Origin of the sequence: Streptomyces sp. WZ-12 (assembly GCF_028898845.1) — a bacterium.
Classification (GTDB): Bacteria; Actinomycetota; Actinomycetes; order Streptomycetales; family Streptomycetaceae; genus Streptomyces.
Window position 1 is genome coordinate 4914726 of the sequence record NZ_CP118574.1, and the last position, 12247, is coordinate 4926972.

The window sequence follows — 12247 nt, forward strand, 5'->3', positions numbered from 1 at the left end:
CTCTCCCTTGCCGTGGCTGACCGCATTGAGGCGGTCTTTGTGAAATCACACGGAGTTGTGGGCGCGTGCCGAGACTCCGGAAGGTTTCGCATTTCGCATGTCCGTTTCCACTGACCAGTCCGCCCTGCCCGCAAACGGCGAGGCCCCCGAAGACCAGCCCGTCCAGCCGGCCCCCGAGGCCGTCGAAGAGACCGTGGCGCAGGACGCCGGTACCGAAGCCGTCGAGCCCGCAGAGGACGACGACGCCGGGACCGTGACCTTCGCGGACCTCGGTCTGCCCGAGGGCGTCGTCCGCAAGCTGGCCCAGAACGGCGTCACCACCCCGTTCCCGATCCAGGCCGCGACCATCCCGGACGCGCTGGCCGGCAAGGACATCCTCGGCCGTGGCCGCACCGGCTCCGGCAAGACGCTCTCCTTCGGTCTGCCGACCCTGGCCCGCCTGGCCGACGGCCGCACCGAGAAGAAGAAGCCGCGCGCGGTCATCCTCACCCCGACCCGTGAACTCGCGATGCAGGTCGCGGACGCCCTCCAGCCGTACGGCGACGTGCTCGGCCTGAAGATGAAGGTCGTCTGCGGCGGTACGTCCATGGGCAACCAGATCTACGCGCTGGAGCGCGGCGTCGACATCCTCGTCGCCACCCCGGGCCGGCTGCGCGACATCATCAACCGCGGCGCGTGCTCCCTGGAGGACGTCCAGGTCGCCGTCCTCGACGAGGCCGACCAGATGTCGGACCTGGGCTTCCTGCCCGAGGTCACCGAGCTGCTGGACCAGGTGCCCGAGGGCGGCCAGCGGATGCTGTTCTCGGCCACGATGGAGAACGAGATCTCGACGCTGGTCAAGCGTTACCTGACCAACCCGGTCAGTCACGAGGTCGACAGCGCCCAGGGCAATGTCACGACCATGACCCACCACGTCCTCGTCGTGAAGCCGAAGGACAAGGCGCCGGTCACCGCCGCCATCGCCGCCCGCAAGGGCCGCACCATCATCTTCGTCCGCACCCAGTTGGGCGCCGAGCGGGTCGCCGAGCAGCTCATCGAGGCGGGCGTGACGGCGGACGCGCTGCACGGCGGGATGACCCAGGGCGCGCGCACCCGCGTCCTCGCCGACTTCAAGGACGGCTACGTCAACGCGCTGGTCGCCACCGACGTCGCCGCCCGCGGCATCCACGTCGACGGCATCGACCTGGTCCTGAACGTCGACCCGGCCGGTGACCACAAGGACTACCTGCACCGCGCCGGCCGCACCGCCCGCGCCGGTCAGGAAGGCACCGTGGTCTCGCTGTCCCTGCCGCACCAGCGCCGCCAGATCTTCCGGCTGATGGAGGACGCGGGCGTGGACGCCTCGCGGCACATCGTCGGCGGCGCCGGCGCGTTCGACGAGGACCTGGCCAAGATCACCGGCGCCCGTTCGCTCACCGAGGTCCAGGCCGAGTCGGCGAACAACGTCGCCAAGCAGGCCGAGCGCGAGGTCGGCTCCATGACCCGCGAGCTTGAGCGGCTCCAGGCCCGCGCCACCGAGCTGCGCGAGGAGGCCGACCGGCTGACCGCGCGCGCCGCCCGCGAGCGCGGCGAGGACCCGGCGGAGGCCCTGGCGGCCAACGCCCAGGCGGCCGCCGAGGCGGTGGCCGAGGCCGCGGTGCCGACCCAGTCCGGCTCCGGCGAGCGCCGCCGGGACGAGCGCCGCGACGACCGTCGTGACGAGCGGCCGCACCGCCGCGACGACCGCGGCAACTTCGAGCGCCGCGACCGTGACCGTCGTGACGACCGCTCCGGCGGTGGCCGTTCCTTCGAGCGCCGCGATGACCGTCGTGACGAGCGCGGCGGCTTCGGCGGCCGGGACCGTGACCGTCGTGACGACCGCGGTGGCTTCGGCGGCCGGGACCGTCGTGATGACCGGGGCGGCTTCGGTCGTGACCGGGATCGTGACCGTGACCGTCGCGATGACCGTGGTGGCTTTGGCCGCGACCGTGACCGTGACCGTCGCGATGACCGTGGTGGCTTCGGCCGCGACCGTGACCGTGACCGCCGTGACGACCGCGGTGGCTTCGGCGGCGGCCGCTCGTTCGACCGTCGTGACGACCGCGGTGGCCTCCACCGCGGCGACCGTGGCGAGCGCCCGAACCGTCCGTTCAACCGCGACGACCGCGGCGGGCGCCCCTTCCGCCCCGGTGGTGGCGACCGTCCGTTCAACCGTGACGACCGCTCCGGCGGCCGGCCGTCCTCCGGTTTCCGTTCCGGCGGCGACCGCCCCTACGGCCGGCGCGACGACCACCGCGGCTCCGGTAGCACCTCCGGCTTCGGCCGGCGCGAGGACAAGCCGCGCTGGAAGCGCAACGGCTGATCCGACCGTGGCCGATACAGGCCGGTAGCCCACACGGCTCGCGCAGGGCCCGTACGCACGCAAGTGCCGTACGGGCCCTGCGTGTTGGCGGACCGCGGGGCGCCTGTCGCACCCGGCGCGCGGTGGCCCCGGCGCGCCGCGTGCGGGCGCGGTGGAGGTCCGTATCCGGGGCGAGCGCGGCCGGCTGAGCGCCGTCGTGGCACGCCGTGGATTGGCCAGATCCGCCATGCCTTCGGGCTGTGGCAGGACCTCCGGCTATGCTGCTCGGTGCGGGCCATTAGCTCAATTGGCAGAGCAGTGGACTTTTAATCCATTGGTTCAGGGTTCGAGCCCCTGATGGCCCACCGAAATCCATCGCAGGACAGGGACCATGACCTGCGGTTCGGCGCCCCGATCGGAAGACTCCGGTCGGGGCGTTTCGCATTGCCGCGGCCGCGTTGCGACGGCTGCGTTGCTCCGTTGGTCGGTCCGGGGCGGGGTGCGGGCCCGGGCCGTCGGGTGGGGGCGGGTGTGCGGCGGTCCTCGGGAGCGGTGTGGAGGCGCCGATCGCGTCGGTCTCCCGGCCCCGGATGCCGCGGGGCGCTGGGCTCCAGGCGGTCGGACAGCCGGTCGAGGGCCCAAACGGCGGGCGGTGTCGGGGCGTTGAGGAGCGGGGCGGGAGCGAACCGCGGGCGGGCTCGCCGGGCGGTGCCGAGGTCGCCGTGAGGGCGTCGCCGGCGGTCGGTAGTCACGCGGGTGTCATCGCGCCCCACCCGCCCCACGTCCGTCGCGGCGTCACATCGCGGAGTGGCGGGGGCGGAAGCTCTGCATGAGGCGGTGCCGGGCGCGGTGCCGGGGGCGATGCCGGAACGGCTCGTCCAGCCGGTTGCCGCCGGGCGCTCGGGCGCGAGCGGCTCGGTTTCGGCCATGTTGACCGAGACCGAGGCGGCCGAGCGCGTCCGCCCCCGCCCGTTGGAGGCGCGCACCGCCTCGCCTTGGGGAGCTGCCCCTTGGGGACGGCGGCGCCGACGCCGGACCACTATGGCTCGCGCTGGGGGGCGATCGGGGCGGACGTGCGTCGATTCATTCGCGGTGCGTATAGGTCGGACGGAAAGGCTATTTGTCCGGGCGGGGCGCCGTATTTAGCGTCGTCGGGGGATGTCGGGGGAGCGGCAGGGCGTCGTTCGCCGGCCCGGAGGGGGAATTGTGACGGAGTGCGTGAAGGCGGCGGATCGCAGAGAAGGCGGGAGCGGGGCGTCTAGGACGCCCGGGGTATCCGTTGGTGAATCCGTGCGGTCCGTTGAGAGGAGGGAACGTGCCGGGCGTCGATGGTGGGCATTCGCCGGGCTGAGCGTCATCAGTTTTCTCGGCTGTATCGACCTCACCATCGTCAATACCGCGGCTCCCGCCATCCAGGGGGATATGGGGGCCACGGTCACCGAACTCCAACTGATCGTCAACATGTTCATCGTCGCGCTGTCGATGTTCATGGTGACGATGGGGCGGTTGGCCGACAGTCACGGCCGGCGGCGGGTGCTCTACTCCGGGACCGCGGTGTTCGGCCTCGCCTCTCTGGCGGCCGGGTGCGCGGGGGACGTCCGGATGCTGATCGTCTGCCGCTTCGTCCAAGGGGCCGCCTGCGCCGTGCTCTACACCAGTACGGGCGCGCTGGTCTCCGACACCTTTCCGCCGGAGCAGCGCGGCCGGGCCATCGGGGCGCTCTACGGCGTCAACGGGCTCGGGTTGGCGATCGGGCCGATGCTGGGCGGATTCATCGTCGGGCAGTTGAGCTGGCGCTGGGTTTTCTGGATGAACGTGCCGCTGACGGCCGTCGGGTTGGCCGTGTGCTTCTTCTCCGTGCGGGTGTCAGGGAAGCGCGTCGCCGGAACAGGAAAGCTGGATTGGCCTGGGCTGGCGCTCATCAGCCTCGCGCTGCCCGCAGTGGTTCTCGGCCTGACATTGGGCGATGCCTGGGGCTGGACATCGGTCCGCATTCTCGGGCTGTTGGCCGTGGGAATCGTCGGTGTGCTCGCCTTCTGCGGGGTGGAACGCAAAGTGGCGGCGCCCCTCATCGATTTCCAACTGTTCGGGAACCGCACTTTCTTGGGCGCGCTCACCGCCGATTTCTCCCTGGCGTTCTTCTACTGCCTGGCGTTCTTCCTGATGCCGCTGTACCTGGTTTCCGTACGGCACGACGGGGGCACCGCGAGCGGACTGATGTTGCTGCCGTGCACGGCGGTGATGGCGGTGCTGTCGCCCGTCGTGGGGCGGCTGGTGGACCGCTTCCCGCCGCGGCTGCTGCTGTGCGGCGGGTTCGTGGCGTTCGCCCTGTCGGCAGCGCTCCAGGCGCAGTTCAGCACGGAGAGCGGGGTCGTCCTCGTGATGGCGGCGTTCGCGCTGATGGGGATCGGCTGGGCCCTCGTCCTCGGCCCGGCCACCGTGGCCGCGCTGTCCGCCGTACCGGAGCGGCTGGCGGGGACCGCGGTGGGTTCGTCGTGGACCTTCCACAACCTGGGCGGGGCGATCGGGCTGGCGGTCGGGATGGCGGTCTACCGCCGGTCGGCGCGGGACGCGTTGGACGGGGCGCTGGCCGCGCGCCGGCTGCCGGGCGGGGAGTGGGTGTCGCGGGCGGTGGCCGACCCGGGGGTGGGGAACGGGCTGCTGCGCGCGCACACCGGGCTGGACGGGCGCGGCGCCGAGGCGCTCTCCAGGGAGCTGTTCCTCCGGGGTAACCAGGCGGCGATGTGGCTGCTGTGCGGGGTGGCCGTCGTTGCGTTCCTGGTGATCTGGGTCGGGATGCGGGGGCGCCGCGGGACGTCGGGTGGGGCGGAAGAGGCGGGCATGAAGGGTGAGTTGAAGGAGGTGGGAGACAGGGGAGCGAGGTGAGTGAGGGGAGTGGTGGTCCGGGGGCGGTGGTCCGGTGGCCCATCGAGGCCGACCGGGCCGTCGAGCCCGTTCGGGCCGCTGTACGGGAGCCTAGGATGCCGATCATGGCGATACCGGGCATCGAGCTGCACCACCTCCGTTGCTACGCGGCCCTTGCCGAGGAGCGGCACTTCACCCGGGCCGCGGACCGCCTCGGCCTCTCGCAGCCCACGGTCAGCCGCACCATCCGCCGCCTTGAGGAACTGCTCGGCTACCGCCTCCTGGAGCGCACCACCCGACAGGTCACCCTGACCGCCGCCGGCGAGCGACTCTACGGGGACCTCCGCGAACTGCTGCCCCGTTTGGAGACGGCGCTCCTGCCGGCCCCGGACGCGCCGCTCTTCCGGATCGGATTCGCCTGGGGGTTTCCGGCCACCTGGCCGCAGGCCGCCATCGAGCGGTTCGAGGCGGAGACCGGTGTCGGGGCGCGGGTCTACCGGCGGGACGCGGCGTTGGCCGGGGTGGACAACGGCGAGGTCGACATCGCGATCCTGCGGGGGAACGTCACCGCGCCGGGCCTGACGGCGGTGACGCTGCTGCACGAGCGGCGGATCGCCGCGGTGTCGGTGCGTTCCCCGCTCGCGGCCCGGGACGAGGTCGGCTGGCGGGAGTTGGCCCGTATGCCGCTGGTGCTGAACGAGGCCGGCGGGATGACGGACGCGTCGGACTGGCCGCCGGAGGAGCGGCCGGAAATCGCCGTCCGGTGCGGGAACTTCGACGAGTGGCTGGAGGCGGTGGCCGGTAACCGAGGCGTCGGCGTCGTGCCGGAGTCCATCGGCCGCCAACGGGTGCACCCGTTCATCGCCTTCGTGGCGATCCCCGACGCGCCCCTGATGCCGCTGCACATCGTCTTCCCGCGGCACGACGGGCATCCGCTGACCCGGCGCTTCATCGCCCATGCGCGGGCCACGGTCAACCAGTGCGAGGGCGGCGGGGCAGGCACCGGGATCGTGCCGGAGCCCGGAGGGGAAAGCCCGGAGGCGTAATGGGGGAGCGGGGGCGGGGCGACGGGTGGTTGCCGTAAGGGGGTGAGGGGGTGGCCCCTTAGGGGGCGGGGTGGCCCCAGCCTGTGCCTACCCCATTTGGCTCAGGAGGACTCGCCACCCGGTGGAGCGGCGGCAAGCCTTGAGGCAGCAGGCAGCAGGCAGCAGGCAGCAGGCAGCAGGCAGCAGGCAGCAGGCAGCAGGCCGGCGGGGGAGGGCACAGCGCACGGCAGGCGAAGTGGGCGGCGCAGGTGGCCCGGGGCGCGGGAATCGGCGGGACGGCCGGGGACGGCGTGGGGGCCGCGGGCGGCGCAACGGACCAGGGCGGCACGACGGGTGGGGGCGGAACGAGCGCGCCACCGGGCGGGCGGAGTGGGAAGAGGCCGGTGCGGATGCGTCGACGCGGCAGGAACCGCACGGGCAGCGGGGAACGGCGCTCCCGCCGCGACCACATGTCCCCGCTCGGCCGCCGGTTGGCCCGTTGGCTGCCCACCGCCCTGGTCGTCATCGGGGTGCTCTTCGACCTCGTCACGCCGCCCCAGTACACCGCGGCCCCGTTCCTCGCCGCCGCCCCGTTGGTCGCGGCTCCCCTCTTCTCCCTACGGGCCACCGGCGTCACGGCGTTGGCCGCCATCATCAGCGAGCTCCTGGTCGCCACGTACCACGGCGTCGAGGACTACTACGAGTCGGTGACCGAGGCGATCACGGTGGTGGTCGTCGCCCTGCTGGCGCTCGGCATCAACCGGGTGGTGCGGATCAGCGACGCCCGGCTGGCCTCCGTGCGGGATGTCTCGGAGGCCGCCCAACGGGCCGTACTGCCGGCCCCGCCCGATCGATTGGCGTCTCTCGCGGTCGCCGCCCGTTACGTCGGTGCCCGGGCCGGCGCTCGTATTGGCGGCGACCTCCACGCCATCCAGGACACCCCGCACGGCGTGCGGATGATCGTCGGCGATGTGCGGGGCAAGGGACTGGAGGCGGTGGAGGCCGCGGTGGTCGTGGTCGGCGCCTTCCGGGAGGCGGCGGATCAGGAGGCCACCCTGGAGGCGGTGGCGCACCGGCTGGAGCGGGCGCTCAAACGGGAGGGCGGGCGCCGCGCGGGCCTCGACGAGTACGAGGGCTTCACCACGGCCGTACTGGCGGAGGTCCCCGCCGGAGACCAGTCCGTCCTGCGCATCCTCAACCGCGGCCACCCGTCCCCTCTGCTGCTCACCCCGGACGGCGGCCTACGGGAACTGCCGCCGGCCACCGCCGCGTTGCCGCTGGGCCTGACCGACGTGGCGGGTTTTCCGGACCGCTCCGACGAGGTCTTCTTCCCGGCCGGCGGGATGCTGTTCCTGTTCACCGACGGGGTGACCGAGGCCCGCAACCGGGCCGGCGCGTTCTACGACCCGTGCACCCGGTTGCGCGGCAGCCGCTTCGACGGCCCCGACGACCTGTTGGACGTGGTGATCGAGGACGTCGCCCGGTACACGGGCGAGGCGCCCGCGGACGACATGGCGCTGCTGGCGGTCCAGCGCCCCTTGGGGACGTAGGGCGCGGGCCGCGCCCCCTTGGCCGCGGTGGCGCCCCGGCTTCCCGCGTCCGCCGCGGGCCCGGCCCCCGTAGGGCCGTTGGGAATGTCCGGCACCGCCTACGGGTGCGCGGATCGGAGCCAGTGCACGCTCCGGCCGTGCGGGTCCGTGAGCGCGACCGGGCGCTCGTCCACCGCGAGGGTCAGCAGCATGCCGTCCTCGGGCCGCAGGGAGCGGTGTTCCGGTGCGGTGATCCACGGCAGCACGCTGTGGTGCTCCTGGGAGATCCAGTGCCCGCCGCCGTCCCGTTCGGCGAGCAGCGTCCGCACGCGGTGCGCGAACTCCTCGCGCCGGGCGGGAGGAAGGTAGTTCAGCACCGAGCCGTGGAAGACCACCAGCGTCGCCGCTGCCGGTGCCTGGGCGGCCAGCGCCGGCAACTCATCGACCAGGTCGCCGCGGACCAGCACGGGGCGCGGTGCGGGCCGCACCGCCTCGACGGCGGCCGTGAGGCGCGCGCCGCGGGCCTCGTCGCCGGGCCAGACGAGCGCCCGCAGCCAGCGGAGGTCGTCCGGGTTCCCGGCCGGGTCCAGCGGGTTCAGGTCGATGCCGGCGCGCCAGACGATGTCGGGGAGGAGCCCGCCGGGCAGCGTCGTCGCGTCGCCGTCGTCGAAGGGGGCCGGCCCGCTGGTGCGGCAGGTGAACGTGACCGGGGAATCCGGGGCGCCGCACGCAACGTCGCGCCCCTCTTGGACGTAGCGGTAGCGGTACCGGTCCGGGTGCAGGCACAACCCGGCCGACGCTCCGACCTCCAGGAGGGCCAGGGGCTGCGCCAGACGGGCCAGCAGCGGCAGCAGCGCGGCGCAGCGGGCCGGTTCGTTGGTCTGGGTGGCGCGCTGCATGATCACCGAGCGGACCTCGTCCCAGTGCCGGATCGTCCACTCGCGCCAGCGCCCGTACGCGGCCGCGCCGCGCGGCCCCAACTCCGCGTGCGGGCCGTCCAGATAGCGCACCGCGGCGAGCAGGAGGTTCGGCTGCTGCTTGTTGCCGGCCGGCAGTGACCCCGCCAGCAGTTCGCAGAACTCGTCGTCCTGGCCGATCCGGGTGGCCAACTCCTCGTGCGCCTCGGACCGCCCGCGCGCCTGCTGCCAGGAGAACTCCCGGTACCGATCCGCCACTTCCTGCGGGGTGTTGACGACGTTTCCGGTGTTCGCAACGTTGACGACCATGGGGCGACGTTATCGCCCTCACCCTCCGTGATCGCGAGGCATCCCTCTGCATAACAAGTCGCGCACAATCGTCGCGAGATCGTTTGACGCGGTGACGTCAACTCGCCCTGGTTTGGGATGGCTTGAAGGGAAATGTTCCAGCCGGGGCCGCTGTGAAGGCCGGGCGGAACCCTTGTGGATTCATGGGAACGCTTGGATTTCCCTCGTCGTCTCTATTACTGTCCGATAACGGAGCGCGGTCGTCCCAGCCGTCGCAAGTGGCGGCACCGTGCGCCGACGCCGAATCCCGCACGCGCTTTTTCCGCACGCCCAGAACGACCCCGACCCGTCCCGCACGAGCCGGCCGCCGCCCTGCTCGACCGTGTCCCCGACCCGCGTCGCGCCGCCCGGATCGACCGGTTTGGTGGATGCCCGTCGGATCCGCCTGGAATTGCTGGGAATTGAGCGGAGGGAACCGGGGAACCACCCTCTTGGGGTGAATCGGGCGCTTCCCGCCAGGAGGCGTTCGTAGGAGACCTTCCTGCTCCGAACCCGTCAGCTAACCCGGTAGGCGAGAAGGAAGGAAAGGAGAGCGCCCCCGTGGCGTCCAACAGGCCCGCCCCTCACGCTCCATCCGGCTATGGCCTTGGCGGCCCCGCCGACTTCAGCGGCACGATCGGCTTCGGTCTCGGCCTCGGCGGCCCCGCCGGGCCCGTTGCCTCCGGTGGTGTTGGTGTGGATGTTTCGGGTGGGGGTGGCGACTTCGTTGATGCCGCTGCTTCGCCCGCTTCCCCTGCCTCCACCGTTTCTGCTGCTTCCGTTGCTTCCGTCGCTTCCGTCGCTTCTTCCGCTGACGAGGCGATGCTCCAGCAGGGGGCGCCCCACCATGGGCCGACCCCGGAGTGGCCGGCCCATGAGGGCGTCGGCCAGGGCGGGTTGGCCGATGGTGGGGCGGTGCACGGTCTCCAAGGGGGCGGTGTCGCGGGCGCGTGGGGCACGGGTGACGAGAGGGGCGTCGATGAGGCGGATCTCGACGAGGCCGGCGCCGACGAAGAGGGCCTCCGTGCGCTGCGCGGCAAGCACCGGGTGGCCAGGCAGCGCAGCGGCGGTCTGGCGCGCGGCGGTACGGCCCTGGGGGTCGGCGTGATCGCGGCGGTCGGTGCGAGCGGGGTGGCCGCGGCCGAGGGCCGGCCGCCGGCCCCGATCTCGATGCCCGATCCCGGTGGGACGGCCGATGACGCCGCCGTGGACGTCCCGAACGCCCCGGTGGCCGCCGCGAGCACCGCCACGGACGCCTTCGCTCCCCCCGCGCACGGCTCGCGGGCCGGCGGCGCCCCGGCGGAAGCCGCCCAGGGTGCGGGCGCGGCCGAGGCGCTGCGCAACCGCATCCTCCAGCAGGGCGGCGTCCGCCCGGCCGATGCTCAAGCCGACGTCCGAGCCGACGCCCAACAGGGCGGCCCCGTGGGGCCGGAGGCCAAGGGAGCGGCCGCGACCCAGGAGAGCGCGCCGCAGAAGCCCGGGGCGGAGGAGGCGTCCGAGACAGAGGAGGCGCCGGAGACGGGGACGGAGGAGACGCCGGCCGCCACACAGGCGCCGGAGCCGGACGCGAAGACCACCCAGGTCACCCAGGCCACGGAGACAACGCAGGCCACCCAGACCTCTCAGGAACCGGCGGCCCCGGCCGCGCGGCCCGCCTCCCCCGCCTCTCCGGAAGCCGACCAACCCGCCCGCCCCGCCCAGGACTTCGTCGCCCCGGTTTCCTCGCACACCCTGGCCACCGGCTTCGGACAGGCCGGCGACCGCTGGGCCGCGGACCACACCGGGCAGGACCTCGCGGCCCCAACGGGCACGCTGGTCAAGGCGGTTCACGACGGGACCATCACCCAGGCGGGCTGGGCCGGAGCGTACGGCTACCGGATCGTCGTCACGCTCGACGACGGCACGGAGCTCTGGTTCTGCCACCTGTCCTCCATGGTCAAGACGTCGGGCAGGGTCCATACGGGAGAGGTGATCGGCCGCGTCGGCGCCACCGGCAACGCCACCACTCCGCACCTCCACCTGGAGGTCCGTCCGCACGGCGGAGCCCCGATCGACCCGGTGCCGTGGCTGCGCGACCGCGGGGTCACCGTCTGACGCCCCGACCCGGCCGCCCGCACCCCGTGGGCGGCCACCCGCGCGCCCTCCCGGGCCCGGCACCGGCCTCAACTCCCCGCCCGGAGCGGGGAACAACTCCCGCAGCGCGAGGAACAATTCCCCGCGCTCCCGCGTTGTAGCAGGGCATGACCGCGACACACGCCCACAGCTCCGTTCCCGACCGCAAGCCGCTCGGTTCGCTGTCCGTCTCCCGGCTCTGCCTCGGGGGCAACGTCTTCGGCTGGACCGCCGACGAGGCCGAGTCCTTCGCCGTACTCGACGCCTACGTGGCCGGCGGTGGCAACTTCATCGACACCGCCGACATGTACTCGGCCTGGGCGCCGGGCAACAAGGGCGGTGAGTCCGAGACCGTCATCGGCAACTGGCTCGCGGCCCGCGGCAACCGCGACCAGGTCGTGATCGCCACCAAGGTCGGTGCCCACCCCGACTACAAGGGCCTGTCCGCGGCCACCATCAAGGCCGGCGTCGACCGGTCCCTGACCCGTCTCCGCACGGACCACATCGACCTCTACTACACCCACTTCGACGACGAGTCCGTCGAGGTGAGCGAGTTCCTCACCGCCCTGGACGACCTCGTCAAGGCCGGCAAGGTCCGCGAGATCGCCGCGTCCAACATCTCCGCGCAGCGCCTCCAGGAGTCGCTGGACTTCTCCGACCGCGAGGGCGTGGCCCGTTACGCGGCCCTCCAGCCGCACTACAACCTGGTCTCCCGCGACACCTACGAGGGCGAGCTCGCCGACGTGGCCGCCCGCAACGGCCTGGCCGCCGTCCCGTATTTCGCGCTCGCCTCCGGCTTCCTGACGGGCAAGTACCGCCCGGGCGTCAACGTGGACAGCGCCCGCGCCGGGACGGCCGCCGCGCATCTGGAGACCGACCGCGGCCGCCGCGTCCTCACCGCGCTCGACACCGTCGCCGCGGCCCACGGCACCGAGCCGACCACCGTCGCGCTCGCCTGGCTCGCCGCCCAGCCCACCGTCGTGGCCCCCATCGCCAGCGCCCGCAACGCCGCCCAGCTCCCGGCCCTCCTGGCCGTCACCGAGCTCACCCTCACCGACGCCGAGGTCGCCCTCCTCACGGAGGCGTCGGCCTGAGAACGGCAGCCGCCTGAGCGACGCAGCAGAGGGGCCGGCCCGTATGGCCGGCCCCTCT

7 protein-coding genes, 1 tRNA gene and 1 riboswitch are annotated in these 12247 nt (G+C 73.0%); of the genes, 7 read left to right on the plus strand and 1 reads right to left on the minus strand.

Translation table 11 applies throughout. The features are described 5' to 3' along the window. The first annotated feature begins 97 nt into the window (after positions 1-97). The 5 genes from PV796_RS21270 to PV796_RS21290 all read left to right on the plus strand — a co-directional run bounded on the left by PV796_RS21270 (position 98) and on the right by PV796_RS21290 (position 7760). Positions 98-2341 carry a DEAD/DEAH box helicase gene (locus PV796_RS21270; RefSeq protein ID WP_274914904.1) on the plus strand — a complete coding sequence of 748 codons (2244 nt, stop codon included), beginning with the start codon at positions 98-100 and terminating at the stop codon, positions 2339-2341. 271 nt (positions 2342-2612) lie between these two features. Continuing rightward, a tRNA-Lys gene (locus tag PV796_RS21275) sits at positions 2613-2685 on the plus strand. A gap of 925 nt (positions 2686-3610) precedes the next feature. Continuing rightward, positions 3611-5206, plus strand: a complete 1596-nt coding sequence (locus PV796_RS21280) for an MFS transporter (RefSeq protein WP_274914905.1) — start codon at positions 3611-3613, stop codon at positions 5204-5206. Positions 5207-5310: 104 nt separating this feature from the next. Then, positions 5311-6231 carry a LysR family transcriptional regulator gene (locus PV796_RS21285; protein ID WP_274914907.1) on the plus strand — a complete coding sequence of 307 codons (921 nt, stop codon included), beginning with the start codon at positions 5311-5313 and terminating at the stop codon, positions 6229-6231. A gap of 389 nt (positions 6232-6620) precedes the next feature. Next, positions 6621-7760 (plus strand): PP2C family protein-serine/threonine phosphatase, encoded by a 1140-nt coding sequence (locus tag PV796_RS21290; protein ID WP_274914909.1) that lies wholly within the window; start codon positions 6621-6623, stop codon positions 7758-7760. A gap of 98 nt (positions 7761-7858) precedes the next feature. Here PV796_RS21290 and PV796_RS21295 read toward each other — a convergent pair whose 3' ends face one another. Next, complete coding sequence (locus PV796_RS21295; RefSeq protein WP_274914910.1) at positions 7859-8965, minus strand: DUF2332 domain-containing protein; 1107 nt, start codon at positions 8963-8965, stop codon at positions 7859-7861. Between the two features lie 421 nt (positions 8966-9386). Then, a riboswitch (cyclic di-AMP (ydaO/yuaA leader) is annotated at positions 9387-9533 on the plus strand. A gap of 272 nt (positions 9534-9805) precedes the next feature. On the opposite strand from PV796_RS21295, the gene PV796_RS21300 reads away from it, so the two are divergent. Both PV796_RS21300 and PV796_RS21305 read left to right on the plus strand, forming a co-directional pair. Then, positions 9806-11077: a M23 family metallopeptidase gene (locus PV796_RS21300; RefSeq protein WP_274914911.1), complete on the plus strand. Its 1272-nt coding sequence runs from the start codon at positions 9806-9808 to the stop codon at positions 11075-11077. Between the two features lie 146 nt (positions 11078-11223). Continuing rightward, complete coding sequence (locus PV796_RS21305) at positions 11224-12189, plus strand: aldo/keto reductase (protein WP_274914912.1); 966 nt, start codon at positions 11224-11226, stop codon at positions 12187-12189. Positions 12190-12247 lie beyond the last annotated feature (58 nt).